The sequence below is a fragment of the Streptomyces sp. NPDC028991 genome (assembly GCF_055564775.1).
The window spans coordinates 48,572-71,960 of the sequence record NZ_JBVHVP010000013.1 but is presented as its reverse complement, the minus strand read 5'-3'; the positions used below and the strand labels follow the sequence as shown (position 1 = coordinate 71,960).

Below are 23,389 nucleotides of genomic sequence, written 5' to 3'. Positions count from 1 at the left end.
GTGGCCGTCGCGCCCGTCGTCAGCCGCGCGCGGCCCGGTCGAGGAGGCTCTGCAGGTAGAGGCCGCGCCGGGCGTCGAGCGGGGCCGGCGTGCCGGTGCGGACGGCCGTCGCGAAGTCGTGGCGCAGGACGGGCCAGCACTCCTCGTGGTCGATGCCGGCCGTGTCGTAGACCACGGGGTGCGCCGCGCCGAAGAGCTCGACGCGGGTGAGCGTGTGCGGGACGGCCACCGAGCCGGACAGGGACGCCTGGCTCACGGCCCCGTTCTCGTGCTCGCAGGTCAGCTCCACCCAGCGGCGCGGGTCTCCGGTGGCGCGGATGCCGGTGATGGGGCCGACCGCGGTGTCCAGGAGGTCCAGCAGGTGGGGTCCGAGGTCGAGCAGGGCGCCGTGCTCCAGGCGCCAGCCGGTGGCGAACTCCCCGCGCAGGAAAGCGCCGTGGAGGTAGCAGGCGCGGGCTCCGGCCACGTCGAAGGCGCGTGCGGCCGTCAGGAAGGCCCGGGTGGCCGGGTGGTAGCGCTTGGTCAGCACGAGCTGGGAGACCACACCGGCCTCCGCGACCGCGTCCGCCACCCGGCGGGCCGCCGAAAGGTCGGGCCCGAGCGGCTTCTCCAGCAGCAGGGCCTTGCCCCGCTTCGCCGCCCGTGGCGCCAACTCGGCCTGGACGGCGGGCGGCACGGCGAAGGCCACGGCCTCGCAGCGGTCCAGCAACTCCTCGAAGCGGGTGGCGACATGGGCGGCGTAGGGCGCGGCGGTCTCGCGGGCGGCCTCCGTACGACGGGCCCAGACCGCGGCGAGCCGGGTCTCGGGCCCGGCGGCCAGCACCCGGGCGTGCATGGTGCGGGCCCAGGGGCCGGCGCCCACGAGTCCCACCTCGACGGGCCGGTCGGTCCAGGGCACGGGGGCAGCGGTCACGGTGTTCCTGTCTTCCTGGTGCTCTTCGTGGGCTACTTGAGTGGTGCGCCGGGGGACGGCGGTGCGCTCACGGCGCGAGGCGGTCGAGCCGGGCGTCGGCGCCGGCGGGGGAGTAGAGGTGCTCCACGACCATGGCGGCGGCTCCGACGATCCCCGCGTGGTCGCCGAGCCGTGAGGTGACGACCTGGAGGTTGGCCGTCGCCCGGGGCATCGCGCGCTGGTAGACCAGTTCCCGCACCCCGGTCAGGAACGGCACCCCGGAGAGCTCGCCGGCGATCATGAGCACGCCGGGATTGAGCAGGGTCACGACGGTGACCAGGACTTCGCCCACCCGCCGTCCGGCCTCTCTGGCCAGTCGTACGGCGTCGGGGTGGCCCTCGTTGAGCAGCCGCCGGACGTCCCGTCCGGAGGCGGTGTCCAGCCCCAGCGCGGACAGCTCCTTGGCGATCGCACGCCCGCTGGCGACGGCCGCGAGACAGCCGTGGGAGCCGCACATGCACAGCGCGTCGGACCGGTCGTGCAGGCGGATGTGCCCGATGTCGCCGGCGCCGCCGTCGATGCCGCGGTAGAGGCTGTCGCCGATGACGACACCCGCGCCGATCCCGGTGGACACCTTCAGCAGGAGGAAGGACGCACAGTCGCGGTGGTTGGCCTGGTGCTCGGCCAGCGCCATGAGGTTGGCGTCGTTGTCCACCAGCACCGGGACGGCGTCGGCCTCCGGGGCCAGGCCCATCCGCGCCGCGTACGCCTCCCGCAGCCGCTCCCGGATGGGGTACCGGTCCCAGCCCGGCATGATGGGCGGCTCGATCACCCGCCCCGACTCCCAGTCGACCGGGCCGGGTACGGACAGCCCGATCCCCACGACACGGGACGCCGGGACCCCGGCCGCCGCGATCAGGTCCGGGAACCACTCGGCCAGCCGGTCCAGCACGTGTTCGGGGCCCTCGCCGACATCCATCGGCCCGGTGTGCTCGGCCAGGATGGTGCCCGCGAGATCGAGTACGGCGGCGCGGGCGTGCCGGGTCTCCAGGTCGAGGGCGACGACCGAGCCGTGACTCGGATCGAAGGCGATCCGGTGGGACGGCCGGCCACCGGTGGAGGCGCCCGTGGTGTGGCGCAGCCACCCCGCACGGTTGAGCAGGTCGAGGCGCTGCCCGACGGTGGACCGGGACAGTCCGGTGGCGTGCTGGAGGTCGGCCCGGGTGTTGGCGCGGCCGCTGCGGATCAGCTGCAGCAGCGCGCCGGCGCTGGCCTGACTCGACGTCATCATGGTGTCCCCCAGGGCTCAACTCTTGTCGGCGCCGCTGGTCAGACCCTCGGTGAGCAGTCTTTCGGCGGCGAAGAACAGAAGTACCACGGGGATGGTCAGCACCACGGAACCGGCCATCAGCACGGTCTTCGGCACCTCGATGCCGTTGGACAGCTGCGCCAGGCCCAGGGAGACCGTCCACTCGCCGGGGTCGGCGGCCAGGAACAGCAGCGCGAAGAGGAACTCGTTCCAGGCGATCATGAAGACGTACAGGCCGGTCGCCATCAGGGAGGGCAGGGCCAGCGGCAGGATCACCTTCCGGACGGTCTGCAGCCGCGAGCACCCGTCGAGGGCCGCCGCCTCCTCGATGGAGGCCGGGATGGTGACGAGGTAGTTCTTCAGCATGTAGATCGACACCGGCACGGTCTGGGCGACGTAGACGATGGCGAGGCCGGCCAGGCTGGAGGACAGCCCGATCCTGGCGAAAATGACGAACAGCGGGACGGCCAGCAGCGTCGCCGGGAACAGGTAGACGGCCAGGAAGAGCGCGCTGACCTGACGGTGGCCGAAGAACTTCAGCCGGCTGACGGCGTACGCGCCGGGCACGGCGGCCACGAGGGTCAGCACGACCGTGCCGAGCGAGACCAGCGCGGAGTTGAGGAGGAACCTCAGGAAGCCCTGGCCGCCGTCGTCGGTGGAGCGCAGCACGTCCTGGTAGGTGGAGAAGGTGAAGTCCTTCGCCGAGACCCACAGGGAGCCCGGGTCGAGCAGCAGCGCGTCGATGGGCTTCAGCGACAGCAGCACCATGTAGTAGAAGGGCAGAAGGGTGATCACGGCGAGGAACGCGATGACGAACCAGCGCAGGACGCCGAAGAACCTCTCCTCGAACAGGGCCCGGCTCAGGGCCGCCTTGCGCGTCACGCTTCCTCCTGGACCTTGTTGCCGAAGAACTTGAAGTAGAAGCCCAGCAGGATCATCAGCGAGACGGCCAGGACGAGCGCCTGGGCGGCCGCCGCTCCCACGTCGTAGCGGGCGGTGAGGAAGTCGTAGACGCGCACGGCGGCCACGTCGGTGCCGGCGCCGCCCCCGGTGAGCAGGTAGACGTCGTCGAACTTGTTGAACGTCATGATGAACCGCAGCACGCACAGCAGCGCGATCACGGGCATCAGCTGGGGCAGCAGGACGTGCCGGAAGCGCTGGGTCGGGGTCGCACCGTCGACCAGCGCGGCCTCCTCCAGCGTGTCGGGCACCGCCTGGAGACGGGCCAGGATGAACAGGAACGCGAAGGGGAAGTAGCGCCAGCACTCGAAGACGATGACGGTCAGCAGCGCCAGCGGGACGTCGAAGTGCAGGCCCAGCAGATGGACCTCGTACTCCCGGGTGGACAGGAAGGCGATCGGGTCGTCCCAGCCGAACAGCCGCCGGCCCCAGTCGTTGACCACGCCGTACTGCGGGCTGAGCGCGACCTCCCAGACGAAGGCCACGGCGACGACGGGCGCGACGTACGGCAGCAGCATCGCCGCGCGCAGCAGCCCGCGCCCCTTGAACGGCTTGCGCAGCGCGAGCGCGGCGACCAGGCCGAGGACGACGGAGCCGAGCGTGGAGCCCGCCGTGTAGAGCAGGGTGGTCCACAGGCTGGACCAGAAGCCTGCCGAGTCGAAGACCTGCGCGAAGTTGTCCAGGGTCCAGTTGCCGAACAGGCCCATGCCCTGGATGTCGACGAGCCTGGCCTTCTGGAAGGCCAGCAGCACGGTCCACGCGATGGGCAGCACGACCACCACGAGGACCACGAGGAAGGTGGGGGAGACGAACGCGAGGCCCGCGCGGTTGGCGCGCCGACTGGCGGTCATCGGACGGCGGCCCGGCGCGTCGGGCCGGTCCGTGGACCGGGGGCTGGTGTCCCGGCGCTGCGGCGCGCCGGCTGGGGCTGTTGTCATGAGGGACCTTCGTGACGTGCAGGCGGGCGGCTACTGCAGGGACTTCTTCAGGGCGGCGACCTCTTCGTCGGCGTCGCGGGCCGCCTCAGAGGGCGAGCTCTGGCCGCTGGTCATGGCGCCGACGGCCTTCGGCACGGGCAGTTCGCCGTTGGTGGCGCCGACGAGGGCTCCCTCGCCCTGGGTGATGCCCCAGCGGCGCATGTTGCCGACGCCGTCGGCGAGCTGGTCGAGCAGGCTCTCGGGGAAGACCTCGTCCAGGGGTTTGCGGGTGTCGACGCCGATGTCACTGTGGCGCCAGGCGCGGAGGTATTGCTCGGGGTCGGCGGCCGTCCCCCTGCGGACCGGGATCTTGCCCTCGGGCGCCATGCCGAACCAGGACTCGTAGCCGGTGCCCATCATGTACTCGATGAACTCGCGGGACGCCGCGGTCTCGGCCGTCTTGGTGGTCACCCAGGAGGTGATCTCGCCGAACTGGGCCGGCTCCTTCGCGTCGGGACCCTTCATCGCGGTGACGATGCCGCTGTTGTCCGACAGGTACCGCGGATCCTTCGCGCACTGGGGGCAGCTGGGCAGGGCGTCCTTGCGCAGGCCGGCGAGTTCGTCGAGCAGGAACGAGGACCAGATGACCATGGAGGACCGGCCGGCGAAGTACGTGGCCCGGGTGGAGTCCACCGTCTGGGTGCCCGGGGCGCCGTAGGCGCGGGCCAGTTGGTCGTAGGTGCGGAACGCCTCCTCGCACTGCGGGGACTCGAGGGCCACCTCGTGCCGGTCGTCGACCAGTTGGCAGTCGTTGGCCAGGGCGAGGCTCTCGAAGCTCTGCGAGGTGAAGACGTCGCTGGGATCGGTGGCCGCCGAGATGCCGTCGTGCCCCTCGGTGGTCAGCGCCTTGGCGGCGGCCAGCGCCTTCGCGTACGTGTCGGGAGCCGCCAGGCCGTTCCGCGCGAACTGGTCCTCGCGGTAGACCAGCAGCTGGAGCCAGGCGTCGGAGGGCACGCCGAGGCTGGTGGCGCCGTCGGAGGTCAGCTCCAGCGCGTTGGCGTTGAACGTGTCCCGGCCGAGTTCGCCGACGATCCGCTTCGGGATGTCGGTGTTCAGCAGCCCGTTGGTGTACATCTGCCAGACCTGGCCCATGGGGGCGGCGCCGATGACGTCGGGCAGCGTGCCCGAGGCCGCCGCCGACATGATCAGCTGCGGCATCTGGCTCTCGTCGACCCCGACGAGCTTGACCTTGATCCCGCTCTTCTTCTCGAACCCGTCGATGACCTTCCGCGTCGCGGCGACGCGGTCGGGGAGGTTCTCCTGGGACCAGACCGTGATCTCACGGTCGGGTTTGCCGGGTCCCGTGCTGCCCGCGCAGCCCGAGAGCAGCCCGATTCCCAAGGCTGCCGTGACGCCGACCGCGGTCGTCCTCGACCGCAGGGTCCTGATGCGCATTGAGTGTCCTCGTTCCGGCTTACGTCTGCTCGCCACGCATCACAGCACTACTTTTGCTGGTTGACAAGACATAAGTTGCGGATATTGTCGACGCAACCGCACCAGCAACCCTTCCGGAGCCCCTTCGTGTCATCCGTGGAACGCGTCGTCCAGTTCACCGGTCCCCGTCAGGTGGAGGTGGCCGAGCACGTCAGGGCCGAACTGCCGCCCGGCCACCTGCGGGTCCGCACCCGCTACTCGGGCATCTCGGCCGGCACCGAACTCACCGCCTACCGCGGCACCAACCCGTACCTGACCCGCACCTGGGACCCAGAGGCGCGGCTCTTCCGCGACGGCGCGCCCGGCATCGAGTACCCGGTGGCCGGCTGGGGCTACTCCGAGGTCGGCGAGGTCGTCGAGGTCTCCCCGGAACTCGCCGGCACCCCGGGCCTGCCGGCCCCCGGCGACCTGGTCTGGGGCATCTGGGGCCACCGCGGCGAGGGCGTCGTCCCCGCCGAGCGCATGATCGGCCACACCCTGCCGACCGGGCTGGAACCGCTGGCCGGGGCCTTCGCCCGGGTCGGCGCCATCGCCTACAACGCCGTCCTGGCCGGCGACATCCACCTCGGCGAGGACGTCGCCGTGTTCGGCCAGGGCGTCATCGGCCTGCTGACCACCCGCCTCGCCCGGCTCAGCGGCGCCCGCGTCACCGCCGTCGACGCCCTCGACGGCCGCCTGGAGACCGCGAAGCGGTACGGCGCCCAGTACACCCTCAACGCCCGCACCGACGCCGTCGCCGAACGCGTCCGAGAGACCACCGGTGGCCTCGGCGCCGACCTCGCCATCGAGATCAGCGGCGCCTACCCGGCCCTGCACGAGGCGCTGCGCTCCGTCGCCGCCGGCGGCCGGGTGGTGGCCTCCGGCTTCTACCAGGGCGACGGCGTCGGCCTGCGCCTCGGCGACGAGTTCCACCACAACCGGGTCCAGCTGATCTGCTCCCAGATCGGCGGCGTCCCCCCGCAGTTGTCGAACCGCTGGACGGTCGAACGCCTCCAGCAGACCTTCCTGCGCCTGGTCGCCGAGGGCCAGGTGGACGTCGGCTCGCTGGTGAGTCACGTCGTCCCCGTCGCCGACGCCGCCGACGCCTACGTACTGCTGGACGAGCGGCCCGCCGAGGCGCTGCAGGTCGTCCTGGAATTCTGAGAGTCCCCGAAAGGCATCCCCATGCTCAAGACCGCCGTCCAGGAACAGCTGCTGCCCGGAGACACCCTGCAGGCCAAGTGGGACTTCGCCCAGCAGGCCGGCTACGACGCGATCGAACTGCGCGGCAAGGGCGACCTCCACTTCGCCTCGCGCCGCGGTGAACTGAAGCAGGCCCGCGAGGACGGCGTCGTCATGCCGACCGTCTGCGTCGACATGCCGCACTTCCTCGGTGCCTTCGACGAGGACCTGCGCCGCGACGCCGTCGCCCAGATGAAGTCACAGCTCACCGTCATCGCCGAGATCGGCGGCGTGGGTGCCCAGACCCCCGCCTCGTACGGCATGTTCTCCCGCCGCCTGCCGCCCTTCGAGCCGCCGCGCACCGAGGAGGAGGACCGCGACGTACTCCTCGCCGGTCTCACCGAACTCGGCGAGCACGCCCGCAGGGAGGGCGTCACGCTCTTCCTCGAGCCGCTCAACCGCTATGAGGACCACATGGTCAACCGGCTCGAACAGGCCGCCGACCTGATCCGCGCCGTCGGCCTGGACTCCGTCCGGATCGGCATCGACAGCTACCACATGAACATCGAGGAGACCGACCCCGCCGCCGCGATCCTCGCCCACGCCGACGTCATCGGCCACGCCCAGGTCTCCGACTCCAACCGCTTCCAGCCCGGCGCCGGCCACCTCGACTGGCCCGCCTGGCTAGGCGCCCTGCACACCATCGGCTACGACGGCCATCTCGCCCTCGAATGCCGGCTGACCGGCGACCCCGTCGAGGCCGTGCGCTCCGTCCCCGCGTTCCTGGCGAGGTCGGGCGCGTGAACTCCCCCTTGGAGCTCCTGGACCGGCCCGCGCCCACCGCGCCCGCGGACCTGACCCTGCGGCGCGGTGCGGCGCGGGTCCTCATCGACAACTGGACCGGCGCCTCCACCGTCCCCTCCCGCACCCTCTACCCCCACCAGTGGAGCTGGGACTCCGCCTTCGTCGCCATCGGACTGCGCCACCTCTCGGTGCGCCGCGCCCAGCGGGAGCTGGAGTCCCTGCTGGCCGCGCAGTGGGCCGACGGACGCGTGCCCCACATCGTCTTCAACCCCGCCCTGCCCCACGACGCCTACTTCCCGAGCCCCGACTTCTGGCAGTCCTCCCGGGCCGGCCGCGCCGCGGGCGCACCGCCGACCGCCGAGACGTCCGGCATCGTCCAGCCGCCGGTGCACGCCCTGGCGGCCTGGCTCGTGCACCGGGCCGACCCGGCGGAGTCACGACGCCGCGGCTTCCTCGCCCGCGTCCACCCCCGGCTCGCCGCCTGGCACGAGTACCTGCGCACCCGCCGCGACCTCGGCGGCCGGGGCCTCGCGGCGGTCGTCCACCCCTGGGAACCCGGCATGGACAACAGCCCCTGCTGGGACCGGGCCCTCCAACGCGTCGAACCCAGCCCGCCCGACACCTTCCGGCGCGCCGACCTCGACCACGGCCACCCCGCCGACCGGCCCACCGACCTCGACTACGGCCGGTACGTGCGGCTGGCCACCGAGTACCGGGAAGCCGGTTACGACGACCGCGTCGTGCGGCACCGGTTCGCCGTGGAAGACCCGTGCTTCAACGCGCTGCTGGTCGTCAGCGAACTCGCCCTGGCCGCCATGGCCCGCGAACTGGGCCTGCCCGGGGAGCGGCACACCGAGCGGGCCGCCGAGCTGACCCGGGCGCTGGTGGACCGGCTCTGGGACGAGGAGGCCGGCCTGTTCCGCGTACGCGACCTGCACACCGACACGCCGGTCGACGAGGCGAGCGTCAGCGGACTGATTCCACTCCTCGTGCCGCACCTGCCGCAGGACGTCGTCCGGCGCCTGCGCACCACGCTCACCGGCCCGCGCTTCGCCGCCCCGGCCACGAGCCTGGTCCCGAGCTACGACCTGACCGGCCACGCCTTCGACCCCACCCGGTACTGGCGCGGACCGGCCTGGTTCAACACCGCGTGGCTGATCGAGCGGGGACTGCGCACCCACGGCCTCGGCCGGGACGCCGCACGTCTGCGCACCGGCTTCCTCGCGGAGGCGGGACGTTCCGCCTTCGCCGAGTACGTCGATCCCGCCACCGGCGTGGGCCGCGGCACCCGGCGCTTCTCCTGGACCGCCGCCCTCACGCTCGACCTGCTGAGTGCCGACCCGCAGGAGCTACACCTGAGGCCCGGCCGGGAGCCCGGCCCGAAGGAGCCCTGCATGAAGGAGTCGGGCACGAACGAGTCCGGCACGAACGAGTCCGGCTCGAAGGAGCCCTGCACGAAGGAGTCCGACCCGAAGGAGTCCATGCCATGACCGCGGCCGACCCCCGCGTCCAACTGGTGCGCGACGCCACCTTCGTCCGTCTCGGCACCGAAGGGGGGATCAGCGGCGTCCGCGGGTCGGCTCCCGACGGACTGTTCTTCCAGGACGCCCGGCACCTCAGCCGCTGGCGGCTCACCGTCGACGGCGGCACCCCCGTCGCCCTGGTGCCCGCCACCGCGGACACGGACGACACGGCCGCCTGCGTGCTGACCCCCGAAGGCACCCGGGACGACCCGCCCGCGTACACCGTCTTCCGGCGGCAGAGCCTCACCGCGGGGACGTTCGCCGAACACCTGAGTCTGGTCAGCAATCGCCCCGACCCGGTGACCGCCCGCCTCGACCTCACCGTCGACGCCGACTTCGCCGACCTCTTCGAACTCCGCGCCGACGACCGCGACTACGCCAAGCCCGGCGGGGAGCGGCAGACCCGCGAGACCGCGGCCGGCCTGCTCTTCGCCTACCGGCGAGCCGACTGGCACGCCCGGACCGAACTCACCTGCCGCCCCGCCCCGGACACGGTCGACCCTCCGCGGGGGGAACAGGGGGCCACCGCACGGACGTTGACCTGGCACCTGCCGCTCGACGCCCACGGCCGGACCGACCTGCACCTGACCGTCCGCGCACACCCGCACGGACGCCCCCGGCCCGCCGGTGCCGCACGGCGCCCGCACCGCCACGAACCGGTGGCCGCCGCCGCGGACGACCTGACGCTCACCGTCGAGCGCGGTCTCGCCGACATCGACCTGCTGACCATCCCGGTCACCGGCGTCGACGGCGAGGACGTGCACGTCCCGGCCGCCGGCATCCCGTGGTTCCTCACCCTGTTCGGCCGCGACTCACTGCTGACGTCGTACTTCCTGCTGCCGTACCGGCCCGATACGGCAGCCGCCGTCCTGAGCGCGCTCGCCGCCACCCAGGGCCGGCGCCACGACGCCTTCGGCGGCGAGCAGCCCGGACGCATCGTCCACGAGACCCGGCACGGCGAACTCGCCCACTTCCGGCAGGTCCCGTACGGCCGCTACTACGGCGCCGTCGACGCCACGCCCCTCTTCCTGGTCCTGCTGCACGCCCACCACGAGGCGACCGGCGACCGCACCCTGGCCGCCCGCCTGGAGCGGCACGCCCGGCAGGCCGTCGACTGGATGCTGACCGACGGCGGCCTGGAGCAGCACGGCTACCTCGTGTACACCCCTGACCCGGGTGGGCTCGTGAACCAGAACTGGAAGGACTCCGCAGGCGCGATCTGCTTCCGCGACGGCACCCAGGCCGAGGGCCCCATCGCGGTCTGCGAAGCGCAGGGCTACGCCTACGACGCGCTGCTGCGCACGGCCCGGCTCGCCGACGAGGTCTGGGGGGACGAGCCCTACGCGCGCCGACTCCGCGCGTGCGCCGCCCGGTTGCGGGACCGTTTCACGGCGGACTTCTGGATGCCCGGGGCGGACTTCCCGGCCCTCGCCCTGGACGGTGACGGTCGCCAGGTCGACGCGCTGGCCTCGGACGCCGGGCACCTTCTGTGGTCGGGCATCCTCGACCCGGAGCGCTCCCGCCGGGTGGGACGGCGACTGCTGGAGCCGGACTTCTTCTCCGGCTGGGCGATCCGGACCCTCGCCGCCGGTCAGCGCCCGTACCACCCGCTGTCGTACCACCGGGGCAGCGCCTGGCCGCACGACAACGCGGTCATCGCCCTGGGCCTGGCCCGCCAGGGACTCACGCACGAGGTGCGCACCGTCGCCGAGGGCCTCGTCGCGGCGGCGGCCCACCACGGCCACCGGCTGCCCGAGGTCCTGGCCGGTTACGACCGCTCGGCGACCGCCGGACCGGTCCCGTATCCCCACTCCTGCTCACCGCAGGCCTGGGCCGCCGCCACCCCGCCTGCCCTGCGGACGGCGCTGCTCTGGCCGGCCGGGCAGGACACCGGAACGGCCGGCTGACGGACGGGGCCGGCCCTTACTGCGGACTCGTGCGGGCCGGGTCCTGCCCCGAAGTGCCGAGGCGATGGCGGCAGTCCGGGTCGTGCCGTGCGCCCAGAGAGGTCCACCACCGCTCGCAGCAGCCGTCGCGGAGGGGGGCGCGGGCGGCGGCGGGCCGGGTGCACTCCGGGCCGTGCAGGGCGCCGTCGGAGTGCCGCCAGAACGCGCAGCACGGTTTCGGCACGGCGCTGAGCGACTGCTGTCCGCGGGGGCGTGCCAGCCGCTCGGCGCGCTGCGCCTGTGCGAGCCGCAGTCGGTGTGCCGCCCGGGCGCGGGCGGCACACCAGGCGAACACGGCGGCGGCGTACAGGCCCGGCAGGGCCAGAAAAGGATGGTGGGCGGCCGCGTACCCGGCGGCGGCGAGAAGGAGCACGGCGGCGGCACGGCAGGCGCGGGCGGTGCGCAGGCTCGGTGTCACAGGGAACCCCCGTTGGTCGGCGACGGAGCGGGCCTCGGGACATCCGTATGCCCGCTGTTCGCCGTCCTACGTGCCCGGATCGCCGCCGACGGCGCGGGGGAAGCGGCCCGCCGCGACGTCGGCGGGCGGAAAACCCGTTGCGGTCACCCACCCGTGCTCGCCTTCGACGAAGGCCGGCTGGTGGCGTACGGGTTGTTGTGGGACGAGTCGGGCGGGGAGCGCGTCGGCATCGACCACTACGTGCTGCCGGACCATCAGGAGACCGGGCCGCACATCACGACAGACGGGCGGGCCGGCCCTCGCGTCTGCGGCATGATCCGCCGGACGACTCGCGCACGGCCATGAGCGAACGGGCGTTCACCCGGCGATTCGGCTCGGAGACGGGCGACAGCCCGGCCGTCTGGCGGGGGCGGGTCCGCCTGCCGGCGGCCGTCCCGCTGTCGCGCACCGCGTCGGTCGGCGAGGTCTCCGGGCGCCTCGGCCACGCGTCGCCCGCCGCGTTCACCGCGGCCTTCACCCGCGCCTTCGGCACGTCGCCGTCCCGCTTCGCGGCGAGCCACGGCAGGCCGCGCTAAGGCTGCCCCTGCTCCTGCCCCCGCTCCCGCGCGTGGTGGCCCAGGGCCGCGCTGCGGCTCGTCGCCAGGTGGTGCAGGACGAGCGCCTGTACACGCTCCACGTCGCGCTCCGCGATGGCCTGGTAGAGAGCCTCGTGTTCCAGCGCCACGCCCAGCAGGTCGTCGTGCTGGCCCATGAGCCACCGCAGGCGGCTGCGCAGGACGCGTTCGAGCTCGTTGAGCAGTTCGTTGGCCGCCAGGGAGATGACCGTCTGGTGGAAGTCGGCGGCCGCCCGGCGGGCCCGCACCGCGTCGTCCGCGCGGGCCGCCGCCAGTTCGGCGTCCACCGTCGCGCGGAGCTTCTCCAGCCCGGAACGGGTGTGCCGCTGGGCGGCGAGCCGGAACGCCAGGGTCTCCAGGCCCGAGCGCACCTCGTCGAGATCGGCGATGTCGCTGGTCGTGAACTCCCGTACCACTGCCCAGGACCGCGGCCGCGGTGTCACGAGTCCCTCGGACACCAGGGTCTTGAGGGCCTCCCGGACGGGCAGCCGGCTCACGCCGAGCGCCTCGGCCAGCTCCCGTTCCACCAGTCGGCTGCCCGGCCGCCGCACGCCGTCGACGATCTCGTCGCGCAACCGCCGTGTGACCCGCTCGGACTCGGGCGTGAAGCCCTCTGACGCAGCCATCGCCGTCCTTCGTCTGTCTTCCCCTGCCGAGCGCGCCGACCGCGCCGGTGCGGAGCGTCGGTCGGGCGGCCCGTCAGAATACCCCGCGGCCGGTGGGGCCGGCGGGCGGCCGCCGCCGGGGCGCGGGACGCGGGAGGAAAGACGGTTCCGGCGGTCTCAGCCGGCCTTCGGGGGCCAGTTGAGGATCTGTTTGGGACGCGGTCGCGCGTAGGTGCGCACCTTGGACGTGGACAGACCCAGCCGTACCAGTGACTCGGCGATCGTCACGGCGGCGGCGATCCCGTCGACCACGGGCACACCGGTGCGTTCCACCACGCGTTCGGCGAGGCCCGCCATGCCGCCGCAGCCCAGGCAGATCACCTCCGCCCGGTCCACCTCGACCGCACGGGCGGCCTGCTCGGTGATGGCGTCCACGGCGGCCTGCTCGTCCCGCTCGAGCTCCAGTACGGCGAGCCCGCTGGCGCGCACGGAGGCGCACCTGGCGCTCAGCCCGGCCACCTGCAGCCGCTCCTCGATCAGGGGGACCGTGCGGTCGAGGGTGGTGACGACGGAGTAGCGGCGGCCCAGGAACTGGGCGGTGCTCGCCGCGGCCTCGGTGATGTCGACGACGGGGACGTCGAGCAGTTCCTGGAGTCCTTCCCGGCCGTGTTCGCCGTACCCGGCCTGGATCACCGCGTCGAACGGCTCCGGGTGGGCGCGGACGGTCTCCATGACGGCGACCGCGGCGAGATAGCTCTCGTAGTTGCCCTCGACGGACTCCGCGCCGAAGACGGGCGTCAGCGGGACGATCTCGGTGCCCGGGGAGGCCGCGCCGGCCGCCTGCTTGCCGATCGCGTCGGTGATGGACTGCGTGGTGTTGACGTTGACCACGAGGATGCGCATGGGCGGGCCTTCTGCTCGGGTGAGGCGCGGCGACGGCGGAGCTATTCGGCGGCGACGGCGATGGCTTCGCCGTCCACGTCGCGGACCGGCGAGGCACGGTCGGCGATGAGCGCGTACAGCGCGGCGGCGACGATCGCGCCGACGAACCAGGAGAACCCGGCCGCGGCGTGGAAGAAGGGGACCAGGGCGACGACGACGGCGATGGCGGCGCTCGGGACGAAGGCGGCGACGGCCCGCGGGTTGTAGCCGCGCCGGTAGTGGTACTCGGCGCCCGCGTCCTCGGTGTAGAGGGCCGGCACGTTCACACGGGCCTTCCGCAGCAGCCAGTAGTCCGCCATGATCACGCCGAAGAGCGGGCCGAGCAGGGCACCGAGCCCGCCGAGGAAGTAGTTCACCACGACAGGGCTGTTGTAGAGGTTCCAGGGGGTGATCACCAGACCGAGGACCGCGCTCACCAGGCCGGCGCGGCGGAAGTCGAGCCGGTGCGGGAAGAGGTCGACCAGCGCGTAGATCGGCGCCACGAAGTTGGCCAGCAGGTTCACCGCCACCGTCAGGGCGATCAGGGCGAGTGAGGCGACGGCCAGCAGGAACATGTTGGGGATGGTCCTGACGATGTCCGTCGGGCTCGTGATGACGTGTCCGTCGAGGGAGAACTGGGCACCGCTGAGGACCGCCACGATGCCGGCGAAGAAGAGCATGTTCACCGGAATGCCGATCACGTTCCCGCGGACGATGGCCCTCCGGCTCCTGGCGGACCGGGTGAAGTCGCAGAAGTTCAGGACGAAGGTCCCGTAGATCACGACCCACAGAGCGGCGGCTTGCAGGACCTGGAGCCACATCGCGCCGCCGGTGAGCGGCTCGCCGTTGGACAGGGAGACCGAGCCGTCCGCCCGGACGAACATCCACACCGCCAGGGCGCACATGGTGAGCAGCGTGGTGGGTGCCGCGAAGGCCATGTACCGGCGGATCATCTGCATCCCGTAGCTCACGATGAGCACCTGCACGGCCCACAGGACCAGGAAGGTGATCCAGCCGAGCGTCGACTGGCCGAGCAGGGAGTTCGTGTCCAGGCGGGCCAGGCCGGGGAACATCGCCACCAGCAGGGCGCTCAGCACGGCGGAGGCGAGGTAGGTCTGGATACCAAACCAGGCGATGGCGACCGCGCCTCGGACGGCGGCCGGAAGCTTCGCCCCTTTGACGCCGAACGCTATGCGGCTCATCACCGGGAAGGGGACGCCGGTCTTGTGTCCCATGAAACCGGACAGCGTGAGCAGCAGGAAGAGCAGGACCGACGCGACGACGAAGGCGGCGAGGATGCCCCACACGTTCAGTCCGAGGGCGAACAGTCCGATGGCGAACGCGTAGTTCCCGAGACTGTGCACGTCGTTGGCCCAGAGCGTGAAGACGTTGTAGGCGCCCCAGCGGCGCCCTTCCCTCTTCGTCGGGGCCAGGTCGTATGTGTAGAGACCGGGGCTGGGGGCGGTGTCGCCGGCCTCCGCGGGGGAGCGGCGGTCTTCCAGGGCAGTCATACGGGACTCCTGGGATCAGGTGCGGGGGAGTTGGAGAGTTCCACAAAGCGGAAGCGACGTTTCGATGAACAGAACGTAGTTTTCGCCAAACAGCACCGTCAAGAGGTCTGCCGCAAATGGAATCCCATTTTTGGGCCTGTTGACAGAGAGATGGACCGTCCCTAGCCTGACGCCCCGTCATTACATCGATGTAAAGATCGATGCAAAGAGCTGCGGAAAGGACCCCCCGTGCCTCCCAGCCCCTCACACCGTCCCCGCGCGCACGCCGGCCTGCTCGTCGCCGCCCTCCTCGGGCTCGTCGTGAGCCTCCTGCCCGCCCTCACCGCACCGGCCGCCGCGGCGTCGCCCGCGCCTTCACCCGGGCCTTCACCCGCATCGCGTGCCGCCACCGCGGCGGCCGGCACGTTCCGCAACCCGCTCAACACCGGGCCCGACCCGTACATGACGCACTGGAAGGGGAATTACTACCTCACCACGACCCAGGGCGACAGCATCAGGATGTGGCGTTCCCCGTCCCTGGGCACCCTGGCCACCGCCGACCCGGTCACGGTGTGGACGGACACCGACCCGTCCCGCAACCGCAACATCTGGGCCCCGGAGTTCTACCGCTTCGGCGACCGCTGGTACCTGTACTACACGGCCGACGACGGCGTCGACGAGCACCACCGGCTCTACGTCCTGGAATCGGAGCGCGACGACCCGGCCGGCCCGTACCACTTCAAGGCGAAGCTCGCCCCGCCCAACCACGCGGACGACTTCGCCATCGACGCGGGCATCCTCCGGCTCGGCGGCAGGCTCTACCTCGCCTACAGCGGCATCAACCGGTACCAGCACAACGGCATCAACATCGCCCCGATGTCCGACCCGTACACCGTCTCGGGCGACGCCGTCGCCATCGACGCCGCCGGCGGATGCCCGGAGGTGCGGGAAGGCCCGGAGTTCCTCTACCGCAACGGCCGGGTGTGGATGACGTACTCCACCTGCGACACGGGCAAGCCGGACTACCAGGTCTGGATGATGTCGATGCCGCTGAACGCCGACCCGCTCGTGCCCGGCAACTGGCATCAGCACCAGGGCGCGGTCTTCTCGCGCGCGGACGACCGCGGCGTGTTCGGCCCCGGGCACCACGCCTTCTTCAAGTCTCCGGACGGAACGGAGGACTGGATCGTCCACCACGCCAAGACCACGTCCGTGAACACCTACGGCAACCGCACGACCAGGGCGCAGAAGTTCACCTGGCGGGCCGACGGCAGCCCCGACTTCGGGCGCCCGCTCGCGATGGGGGCCACCCAGGACCTGCCTTCCGGCGACCCCGGATCCGGCAACTACTGGATCAACGACGACGGCCGCTCCAGCGGCCCCGGCGGCGTCGCCTACGGCGGTGCCTGGAACTCGGGCACGGGCTGTGCCACCCAGTGCTTCTGGAGCGACGACCACTGGAGCGACCGCGCCGGTGCCACGGCCACCTTCTCCTTCACCGGCACCCGCATCGCCCTGCTCTCCGTCAAGGACACGGGGAACGGCTACGCGGCCGTCAGCGTCGACGGCGGCCCCGAGCAGCGGGTCGACTTCCACCACCCGATCCGCGTCGGCGAGGCGGTGCAGTACCTCAGCCCGCGGCTCGCGTACGGCGACCACACCCTGCGGGTCCGGGTGACGGGAGAGCACAACTCCCAGTCCGGGGCGTCCTTCGTGAGCGTCGACCGCGCCGAGGTCTACGTGAACTGACGCACCCGGCCGAAGGGCCCTCAGTGCCGCTCGTGGCCCTCCGTGCTCTCCCTCAGGACGAGCCGGTGGGCCACGATGCGGTCCTGCGGCGACAGCACACCGGAATCGGCGCCGCCACTCACGGCGTCCGGTCCGGTCGCCTCCTCGATGCGGCGCAGCAGCAGCTGTACGGCGACCTTGGCCACCGCCGCCTTGTCGGGGGCCACCGTACTCAGCGTCGGCACGCTGAACCGCCCGCCCTCCACGTCGTCGAAGCCGATGACGGCCACCTCCCCGGGCACGCCGACGCCGTGCTCGTGCAGAGCACGCAACGCCCCCAGCGCCAACTGGTCGTTGAGGCAGAGCAGCGCGTCGGGCCGCGCGCCGTCCCGCAGCGCCCGCGCCACGGCCTCGGCGCCGTCGGGCATCCTGAAGGAGTCGACCGGCAGCAGGGCGGCCGGATCGTAGGCGATGCCCGCTTCCGACAGGGCCGCACGGTAGCCGCGGGTCCGGGCCTCGGCCGTCCCCAGACCCGAGTCGTCGCGCCCGCCGACGGCGAGGATGCGGCGCCGCCCGAGACCGATCAGGTGGGTCGTCGCCTCGCGCGCGGCCCTCTCGTTGTCTATGGCGACGTGGTCGGCGCCTTCCTCCAGCAGCTCGCCGAGCAGCACGGTGGGCGGGGCGCCCGCGCGGTCGCGCAGGTCGTCGGCGGTCAGGGCGAGCGGGCTCAGGATGATCCCGTCCACGAACGCGGAGCCGAAGCCGGCCAGTGCCGCCAGTTCATGGGCGCGGTCCGCCCCGGACTGATGGATCAGCACGGTCAGGGAGCACTGCTCGGCCTCGCGGATCACATGCCGGGCCAGCTCGGCGAAGTACGGTATGTCAAGCTCGGGAACGACCAGGGCGATGATGCCGGTACGGCCCTTGCGCAGGTGACGGCCGGCCAGGTTCACCCGGTAGCCGAGCTGTTCGATGGCCTCGCGCACCACCTGCCTGGTGCGGTCGGAGACATGGGCGTAGTCGTTGATGACATTGGACACCGTCTTCTCCGACACGCCCGCGTGACGTGCGACGTCCTTGATCCTGGGCCGTGCCACCGAGACCTCCCTGCCTCTCGCGCGACTGCCGAGTCTATGTCCCGGCGCGGCACCGGTCCGGGCGCGGGCCGGCGGACGACGATCTCCCGGTCACCACCGGTGACCCCCGGCCCAGCTCTTTACAGCCAATGTACATCGATGTAAAAACTAGCCACCGCATCAGCGTCCGGCCGTCGAAAGGTCCGCGATGAGTTCCCGTTTGCCTGCCCGGGGGGTGCCGGCCGCCTCCGATCCGGTACGCCGCCTCAGCCGCCGCCGGCTTCTGCGTCACACCATGGCCGGGGCGGGAGCCCTGCTCGCCGCGGGTCCGCTGTCCGGCTGCGCCTCGCCGGCCTCCGCCTCCGGCGCCTCCGCGCTGAGCGTCTGGGACCTGTTCCAGGGCGGCGACGGCATGCTGATGGACGACATGATCGAGGCGGTCGCCAGGGGGGCGGCGGGGGCCGAGGGCTTCGAGGTGGACCGCACGATCCTGGACTGGGGGCCGTCCTACTACACCAAGCTCGCCATGTCAGCCGCCGGCGGCCGCGCCTCCGACGTGGCCGCCATGCACCTGTCCCGGCTGGCGGGCTACGCGCCCGGCGGCCTGGTCGACGCCTTCGACCTGGACCTGCTCGCCGAGTTCGGCGTGACGCGGAAGCACTTCACGCCCGCCGTCTGGGAGCGGACCCAGCACGACGGAACGGTCTACGCGATCCCGCTCGACGTCCACCCCTTCATCGTCTTCTACGACCAGGAGGCCGCGGACACCGCAGGTCTCCTGGACTCCTCGGGCCGGCTGGCTCCCATGGGCTCGCCGGAGGCGCTGCTGGACGCGGGCAAGGCCCTCGCCGAGGCGACCGGGGGGGCGGGCATCCTGTTCGGCCATGTCACCGACACGGCACAGAACTGGCGTCTCTTCGCCGGCCTCTACGCGCAGACCGGCGCCGAGTTCACCCTGCCGGACGGCGGTCCCCCGGAGATCGACACCGACGCCGCCATACGCGTCGTGACGTTGATGAAGCAGCTCTTCGACGGCCGGACCAACCCCGGCAACCTGGACTACAACGGCGCGCTGGCCGCCTTCACCAGCGGCCGCGGCGGAATGGCCATGCTCGGGGAGTGGGAGCTGCCGACGCTGAAGCAGTCCGGCATACCGCTGGGTGCCGCCCCCTTCCCCCAGGTCTTCGACCAGCCGGCCGTCTACACCGACAGCCACGGCTTCGTCCTCCCGCACCAGGAGAACCCCGACCCGGCGCGGCGCCGCGAGGCCCACCGGTACGTCGCGGAGATGCTCAAGCACAGCCTCACCTGGGCGAGCGCCGGCCACATCCCCGCCTACCAGCCCGTGCTCGCGGAACCGGAGTACGCGGCCCTCGAGCCGCAGTCCTCCTACGCGGACGCCGCGAAGGTGGCGGTGCTCGACCCGCCCAACTGGTTCGCCGGAGCCGGTTCGAACTTCCAGAACCGGATGTGTCAGCCGCTCCAGTCGGCGCTGCTGGGCAACACGTCCGCCGAGCAGGCGGTGCGTCAGATGGTCCGCGAAGCGGACGCGCTGCTGCGGCAGCCCAACCCGGTGGCCTGACCGGCTAAGGAGTGACCGACGTGACCACCACCGCACCTCTCGGCGCCGAGGCGCAGACCGGCCCGCCCGCTGCGCACGCGGGCGATCGCCGCACCGCCCTGCGGCGAATACGCCCCGGCAACGGGCTCGTGTTCGTCCTGCCCTTCCTGCTCGTGTTCGGCCTCTTCATGGTGTGGCCGATCGTGCACGGGGTCTGGATGAGTTTCACCGACAGCTCGCTCGCCCTGCGCGACACGCACTTCGTCGGCTTCGACAACTACACCGAGGCCTTCGGCGATCCCGACGTGTGGAGCAGCCTCGGCAACACCCTCTTCTTCACCGTCATCTCGAGCGTGCCACTGGTACTGGCCGCCCTCGCGATGGCGCTGCTGGTGCACAGCGGACTCGCCGGACAGTGGGCGTGGCGACTGGCCTTCTTCGCCCCCTACCTGCTGCCCGTGACCGTCGTGACCATCATCTGGACCTGGCTCTACCAGCCGGAACTGGGCCTGGCCAACCAACTCCTCGAAACCCTCGGCATGGAACCGGTCGGCTGGCTGTCCGACGAGTCCGTCGCCATGTGGTCCGTCACCGTCCTCACCGTCTGGTGGACGGTCGGCTTCAACTTCCTGCTCTACCTCGCGGCGCTCCAGTCCCTTCCCACGACCTTCGACGAGGCGGCGGCCCTCGACGGCGCCGGCGCCTGGCGGCGCCTGTGGTCCGTCACCCTGCCGCAACTGCGCAGGACGACGGGGCTGGTGGCCATGCTCCAGATCCTGGCCTCCCTCAAGGTCTTCGACCAGATCTACATCCTCACCAAGGGCGGCCCGGGCGGCTCCACCCGCCCGGTCCTCGAGTACGTCTACGACGTCGGCTTCACCGGCTACCGCCTCGGCTACGCCTCCGCCATCTCGTACCTCTTCTTCGCCCTGATCGTCGTCGTCTCGCTCGTGCAGCTCCGCCTCTTCCGCCGGGAGGACTGACCGTGTCCGCAACCGCCACCACCGTCCGCACACGGCGCCGTCCACCCCGCGAAGCGGCCGGCTCCCCCCTGCTCCTCGGCCACGGCCGGGTGCCCCGCGTCCTGGCCGGAACGGCACTCGCCGTCCTCGCGGCCGTCTGGCTGGTGCCGTTGGTGTGGGCGGTCGTCACCTCGGTCCAGAGCGAGAAGGACATCAACTCCACCGGCCTGTCCCCGTTCAAGGGCGCCTTCACCCTGGACGCCTACCAGCGGATCCTGGAACGCGGGAACGTCACCGGCTGGGCCTTCAACAGCTTCCTGATCGCCGCACTCGTCACGCTGATCACGGTGGTGGTGTCCACCCTCGCGGCGTACGGGTTCTCGCGCGGCACGTTCCGCGGTCGCCGGGCGCTGCTCGCCGTCACCGTCGCCGCCATCATGATCCCGCCGCAGCTGCTCGTCGTGCCGCTGTTCGAGCAGATGCTCCTGTTCAACCTGGTCGACACCTACGCGGCGGTCATCCTGCCCCAGGTCGTCGCGCCGATGATGGTGTTCATCCTCAAGCGGTTCTTCGACGGCGTCCCCAAAGAACTGGAGGAGGCGGCCCGGATCGACGGTGCCTCCGAGTTCCGGGTCTTCCGGTCGGTCGTGCTGCCGCTCTCCCGGCCGATCGTGGCCGCGGTGGCGATCTTCGTCTTCATCGGGGCGTGGAACAACTTCATGTGGCCGTTCATCGTCACCAACAACCCGGACCTGATGACCCTCCCGGTGGGCCTGGCCACCGTGAAGGACGCCTACGGCATCCAGTACGCGCAGTCCATGGCCTCCGCCCTGCTGGCGGCGCTCCCGCTGATCGCGGTCTTCCTCCTCTTCCAGCGCCGCATCGTCGACTCCGTCGCCACCACCGGCCTCGGCGGCTCCTGACCCCCGCCCCACCCGCTGTACCCACGGGCCCGGCACTCCCGCGCCGGCCCACCGATCGACTGGAGCATGTGTGCCCACTCACTCCGTACCCCGCCCGGAGTACCCGCGACCGCAGTTCGTGCGCCGCGACTGGCTCAACCTGAACGGCGCCTGGCAGTTCGAGACCGACCGGGGCGACAGCGGACTCGAACGCGGTCTGCTCGACCGCGAGCTGCACGGCGAGATCCTCGTACCCTTCCCGCCCGAGTCGGAGCTGTCCGGCATCGGGGACACCGACTTCCTGGAGGCCGTCTGGTACCGGCGCGCCCTCACCCTGCCGGCGGCCTGGGCCGGGCGCCGCGTACTGCTGCACTTCGGTGCCGTCGACTACGACACCACCGTATGGGCCGACGGCAAGGAGGTCGCCCGGCACCGCGGCGGCTTCACCCCCTTCACCGCCGACCTCGGCGACATCGCCGGGGCGGGAGAGGAGGTCGTCGTCACCGTGCGGGCCCGCGACCCGAGGTCCGGCCCGCAGGCGCGCGGCAAGCAGGCGGTGCGGTACGCCAACCACGACTGCAACTACACCCGGGTGACCGGCATCTGGCAGACCGTCTGGCTGGAGCCCGTCCCCGACCTCCACCTGCGCCGCCCCCGGATCACCCCGGACCTGGCCGGCTCCGCCTTCCACCTCGAACTGCCGCTGTCCGGCAACCGGCCCGGACACCGGGTACGCGCCGTCCTGGCCGACGCCGACGGCGAGGTGAGCCGCGCCGAGGTCCGCGCCGACCTGGACCTCGCCCCGCGCCTCCACCTGCCGGTACCGGACGGCCGCCGACGGGAGTGGAGCCCCGGCGACCCGCACCTGTACGACCTGCGCCTCGAAATCCTCGACGCCGCCGGACAGGTCGTCGACAGCGCGGAGAGCTACGCCGGGCTGCGCGCCGTGGGCCTGCGCGGCAAGGCCGTCACTCTCAACGGGCGCCCGCTCTTCCAGCGTCTCGTCCTGGACCAGGGCTGGTACCCGGACGGACTGATGACCGCCCCGACCGACGCGGCACTGGTGCGGGACATCGAGCTGGCCATGGAAGCCGGCTTCAACGGAGCCCGGCTGCACCAGAAGGTGTTCGAGGAGCGCTTCCTGTACCACGCCGACCGAATCGGCTACCTGGTCTGGGGCGAGTTCGGCGACTGGGGCTGCGAGACGGGCGGCTCCTCGGGCGACAACCAGCGGCCCGACGCCTCCTACGTCGGCCAGTGGCTGGAGGCCCTCGAACGCGACTACTCGCACCCCTCGGTCATCGGCTGGTGCCCACTGAACGAGACGTACCAGAAGCTGCACGACCGCATCACCCAGCTCGACTCCGTCACCCGCGCGATGTTCCTCGCCACCAAGGCCATGGACACCACCCGGCCGGTGATCGACGCCTCCGGGTACGCCCACCGGGTCCCCGAGACCGACATCTACGACTCCCACAACTACGAGCAGGACCCGGCCGCCTTCCGGCAGCTGATGTCCGGCCTCGCCAAGGACGCCCCCTACGTCAACGCCCACGAGACCGGCACCCCGTACTCCCAGCCGTACCGCGGCCAGCCGTACTTCGTCAGCGAGTTCGGCGGCATCTGGTGGGACCCGGAGGCGGCCGCCGACCGGTCCGGCGACGACCGCACGGAGTCCTGGGGCTACGGGGAACGGGTCCGCAACGAGGAAGAGTTCCACGAGCGGTTCGGCGGTCTGACCGGGGTACTGCTGGCAGACCGTGACATGTTCGGCTACTGCTACACGCAACTGACCGATGTATTCCAGGAGCAGAACGGCGTCTACCGCTTCGACCGCGGCGAGAAACTCGACGTCGAACGCATCCGTGCCGCACAGCTTCGCCCGGCCGCGATCGAGGAGCAGGAACCGGCCCGGCCTTCCGAGCCGGAAACGGACTGAGCGAGGATGACCCGGTCGCACTACGGGGCGCCGCACCGGCCCAGGGCCGCGCCGCCGGAGCCGGATTCCGCGATCACCTGAAGACCATGGTCCCGGCGCGGTGACGGAACCTCGTCATGCGTGGAGGGAGTTGTGCCATCCGTGCGCACGTATGTGTGTGGGACGGT

At 71.8% G+C, this 23,389-nt stretch carries 20 protein-coding genes and 1 pseudogene; 11 read left to right on the top strand and 10 right to left on the bottom strand.

The window, feature by feature from the left end:
• Positions 1-19 precede the first annotated feature (19 nt).
• The 5 genes from ACZ4V1_RS23960 to ACZ4V1_RS23940 all read right to left on the bottom strand — a co-directional run bounded on the left by ACZ4V1_RS23960 (position 20) and on the right by ACZ4V1_RS23940 (position 5,533).
• Complete coding sequence (locus ACZ4V1_RS23960) at positions 20-913, bottom strand: Gfo/Idh/MocA family protein (RefSeq protein ID WP_468339387.1); 894 nt, start codon at positions 911-913, stop codon at positions 20-22.
• A 67-nt stretch (positions 914-980) separates the two neighbouring features.
• On the bottom strand, positions 981-2,180 hold the full coding sequence (locus ACZ4V1_RS23955; RefSeq protein ID WP_468339666.1) for an ROK family transcriptional regulator: 1,200 nt from the start codon (positions 2,178-2,180) through the stop codon (positions 981-983).
• 18 nt (positions 2,181-2,198) lie between these two features.
• Positions 2,199-3,083 carry a carbohydrate ABC transporter permease gene (locus tag ACZ4V1_RS23950; RefSeq protein ID WP_468339385.1) on the bottom strand — a complete coding sequence of 295 codons (885 nt, stop codon included), beginning with the start codon at positions 3,081-3,083 and terminating at the stop codon, positions 2,199-2,201.
• On the bottom strand, positions 3,080-4,099 hold the full coding sequence (locus tag ACZ4V1_RS23945) for a carbohydrate ABC transporter permease (RefSeq protein WP_468339383.1): 1,020 nt from the start codon (positions 4,097-4,099) through the stop codon (positions 3,080-3,082). The genes ACZ4V1_RS23950 and ACZ4V1_RS23945 overlap by 4 nt, the downstream gene beginning before the upstream one ends.
• A 30-nt stretch (positions 4,100-4,129) precedes the next feature.
• Positions 4,130-5,533, bottom strand: a complete 1,404-nt coding sequence (locus ACZ4V1_RS23940) for an ABC transporter substrate-binding protein (protein WP_468339381.1) — start codon at positions 5,531-5,533, stop codon at positions 4,130-4,132.
• A 135-nt stretch (positions 5,534-5,668) separates the two neighbouring features.
• Between ACZ4V1_RS23940 and ACZ4V1_RS23935 the strand changes: the two genes are divergently transcribed.
• Genes ACZ4V1_RS23935 through ACZ4V1_RS23920 form a run of 4 tightly spaced genes read left to right on the top strand, consistent with a single transcriptional unit; the run spans position 5,669 to position 10,967 of the window.
• Positions 5,669-6,715 carry a zinc-dependent alcohol dehydrogenase gene (locus tag ACZ4V1_RS23935; RefSeq protein WP_468339664.1) on the top strand — a complete coding sequence of 349 codons (1,047 nt, stop codon included), beginning with the start codon at positions 5,669-5,671 and terminating at the stop codon, positions 6,713-6,715.
• A gap of 21 nt (positions 6,716-6,736) precedes the next feature.
• Positions 6,737-7,537 (top strand): sugar phosphate isomerase/epimerase family protein, encoded by an 801-nt coding sequence (locus ACZ4V1_RS23930; protein ID WP_468339379.1) that lies wholly within the window; start codon positions 6,737-6,739, stop codon positions 7,535-7,537.
• Positions 7,534-9,027, top strand: a complete 1,494-nt coding sequence (locus ACZ4V1_RS23925) for an MGH1-like glycoside hydrolase domain-containing protein (RefSeq protein ID WP_468339377.1) — start codon at positions 7,534-7,536, stop codon at positions 9,025-9,027. The genes ACZ4V1_RS23930 and ACZ4V1_RS23925 overlap by 4 nt, the downstream gene beginning before the upstream one ends.
• Complete coding sequence (locus ACZ4V1_RS23920; RefSeq protein WP_468339375.1) at positions 9,024-10,967, top strand: amylo-alpha-1,6-glucosidase; 1,944 nt, start codon at positions 9,024-9,026, stop codon at positions 10,965-10,967. The genes ACZ4V1_RS23925 and ACZ4V1_RS23920 overlap by 4 nt, the downstream gene beginning before the upstream one ends.
• Positions 10,968-10,983: 16 nt before the next feature.
• Here ACZ4V1_RS23920 and ACZ4V1_RS23915 read toward each other — a convergent pair whose 3' ends face one another.
• Entirely contained in the window at positions 10,984-11,424 is a 441-nt protein-coding gene (locus tag ACZ4V1_RS23915) for a hypothetical protein (protein ID WP_468339373.1), read from the bottom strand.
• A gap of 12 nt (positions 11,425-11,436) precedes the next feature.
• Between ACZ4V1_RS23915 and ACZ4V1_RS23910 the strand changes: the two genes are divergently transcribed.
• Together ACZ4V1_RS23910 and ACZ4V1_RS23905 are read left to right on the top strand one after the other, a co-directional pair.
• Positions 11,437-11,769 (top strand): hypothetical protein, encoded by a 333-nt coding sequence (locus ACZ4V1_RS23910; RefSeq protein ID WP_468339677.1) that lies wholly within the window; start codon positions 11,437-11,439, stop codon positions 11,767-11,769.
• Positions 11,754-11,999 (top strand): annotated as a pseudogene (locus tag ACZ4V1_RS23905) (helix-turn-helix domain-containing protein); the annotation flags it as partial. The gene ACZ4V1_RS23910 and the pseudogene ACZ4V1_RS23905, both read left to right, overlap by 16 nt.
• On the opposite strand, the gene ACZ4V1_RS23900 reads toward ACZ4V1_RS23905, so the two are convergent.
• From ACZ4V1_RS23900 to ACZ4V1_RS23890, 3 genes are all read right to left on the bottom strand, one after another.
• Positions 11,996-12,664, bottom strand: coding sequence for a GntR family transcriptional regulator (locus ACZ4V1_RS23900; RefSeq protein WP_468339371.1), 669 nt, complete (start codon positions 12,662-12,664; stop codon positions 11,996-11,998). The pseudogene ACZ4V1_RS23905 and the gene ACZ4V1_RS23900 sit on opposite strands and share 4 nt — an antisense overlap.
• Before the next feature lie 156 nt (positions 12,665-12,820).
• Entirely contained in the window at positions 12,821-13,546 is a 726-nt protein-coding gene (locus ACZ4V1_RS23895; RefSeq protein ID WP_468339369.1) for an aspartate/glutamate racemase family protein, read from the bottom strand.
• A 41-nt stretch (positions 13,547-13,587) separates the two neighbouring features.
• Positions 13,588-15,075, bottom strand: coding sequence for an NCS1 family nucleobase:cation symporter-1 (locus tag ACZ4V1_RS23890; protein WP_468339367.1), 1,488 nt, complete (start codon positions 15,073-15,075; stop codon positions 13,588-13,590).
• A 228-nt stretch (positions 15,076-15,303) separates the two neighbouring features.
• Between ACZ4V1_RS23890 and ACZ4V1_RS23885 the strand changes: the two genes are divergently transcribed.
• Positions 15,304-16,803 carry a family 43 glycosylhydrolase gene (locus tag ACZ4V1_RS23885; protein WP_468339365.1) on the top strand — a complete coding sequence of 500 codons (1,500 nt, stop codon included), beginning with the start codon at positions 15,304-15,306 and terminating at the stop codon, positions 16,801-16,803.
• Positions 16,804-16,823: 20 nt separating this feature from the next.
• Here ACZ4V1_RS23885 and ACZ4V1_RS23880 read toward each other — a convergent pair whose 3' ends face one another.
• Positions 16,824-17,879 (bottom strand): LacI family DNA-binding transcriptional regulator, encoded by a 1,056-nt coding sequence (locus ACZ4V1_RS23880; protein ID WP_468339363.1) that lies wholly within the window; start codon positions 17,877-17,879, stop codon positions 16,824-16,826.
• Between the two features lie 187 nt (positions 17,880-18,066).
• On the opposite strand from ACZ4V1_RS23880, the gene ACZ4V1_RS23875 reads away from it, so the two are divergent.
• The 4 genes from ACZ4V1_RS23875 to ACZ4V1_RS23860 all read left to right on the top strand — a co-directional run bounded on the left by ACZ4V1_RS23875 (position 18,067) and on the right by ACZ4V1_RS23860 (position 23,222).
• A complete protein-coding gene (locus ACZ4V1_RS23875) occupies positions 18,067-19,440 on the top strand; it encodes an extracellular solute-binding protein (RefSeq protein ID WP_468339361.1) in 1,374 nt (457 codons plus the stop codon).
• 20 nt (positions 19,441-19,460) lie between these two features.
• The gene (locus tag ACZ4V1_RS23870; RefSeq protein ID WP_468339359.1) at positions 19,461-20,402 is read left to right on the top strand and encodes a carbohydrate ABC transporter permease; all 942 of its coding nucleotides are present in this window, start codon (positions 19,461-19,463) and stop codon (positions 20,400-20,402) included.
• Between the two features lie 2 nt (positions 20,403-20,404).
• Positions 20,405-21,304: a carbohydrate ABC transporter permease gene (locus ACZ4V1_RS23865; protein ID WP_468339357.1), complete on the top strand. Its 900-nt coding sequence runs from the start codon at positions 20,405-20,407 to the stop codon at positions 21,302-21,304.
• A 70-nt stretch (positions 21,305-21,374) separates the two neighbouring features.
• Entirely contained in the window at positions 21,375-23,222 is a 1,848-nt protein-coding gene (locus tag ACZ4V1_RS23860) for a glycoside hydrolase family 2 protein (RefSeq protein ID WP_468339355.1), read from the top strand.
• Positions 23,223-23,389: the final 167 nt, after the last annotated feature.

What these genes read in the sequence shown, in the direction of transcription:
- ACZ4V1_RS23955 (WP_468339666.1), bottom strand. Translation starts at nt 2,180, where the DNA reads ATGACGTCGAGTCAGGCCAGCGCCGGCGCGCTGCTGCAGCTGATCCGC.
- ACZ4V1_RS23895 (WP_468339369.1), bottom strand. Translation starts at nt 13,546, where the DNA reads ATGCGCATCCTCGTGGTCAACGTCAACACCACGCAGTCCATCACCGAC.
- ACZ4V1_RS23920 (WP_468339375.1), top strand. Translation starts at nt 9,024, where the DNA reads ATGACCGCGGCCGACCCCCGCGTCCAACTGGTGCGCGACGCCACCTTC.
- ACZ4V1_RS23890 (WP_468339367.1), bottom strand. Translation starts at nt 15,075, where the DNA reads ATGACTGCCCTGGAAGACCGCCGCTCCCCCGCGGAGGCCGGCGACACC.
- ACZ4V1_RS23945 (WP_468339383.1), bottom strand. Translation starts at nt 4,099, where the DNA reads ATGACAACAGCCCCAGCCGGCGCGCCGCAGCGCCGGGACACCAGCCCC.
- ACZ4V1_RS23940 (WP_468339381.1), bottom strand. Translation starts at nt 5,533, where the DNA reads ATGCGCATCAGGACCCTGCGGTCGAGGACGACCGCGGTCGGCGTCACG.
- ACZ4V1_RS23930 (WP_468339379.1), top strand. Translation starts at nt 6,737, where the DNA reads ATGCTCAAGACCGCCGTCCAGGAACAGCTGCTGCCCGGAGACACCCTG.
- ACZ4V1_RS23900 (WP_468339371.1), bottom strand. Translation starts at nt 12,664, where the DNA reads ATGGCTGCGTCAGAGGGCTTCACGCCCGAGTCCGAGCGGGTCACACGG.
- ACZ4V1_RS23875 (WP_468339361.1), top strand. Translation starts at nt 18,067, where the DNA reads ATGAGTTCCCGTTTGCCTGCCCGGGGGGTGCCGGCCGCCTCCGATCCG.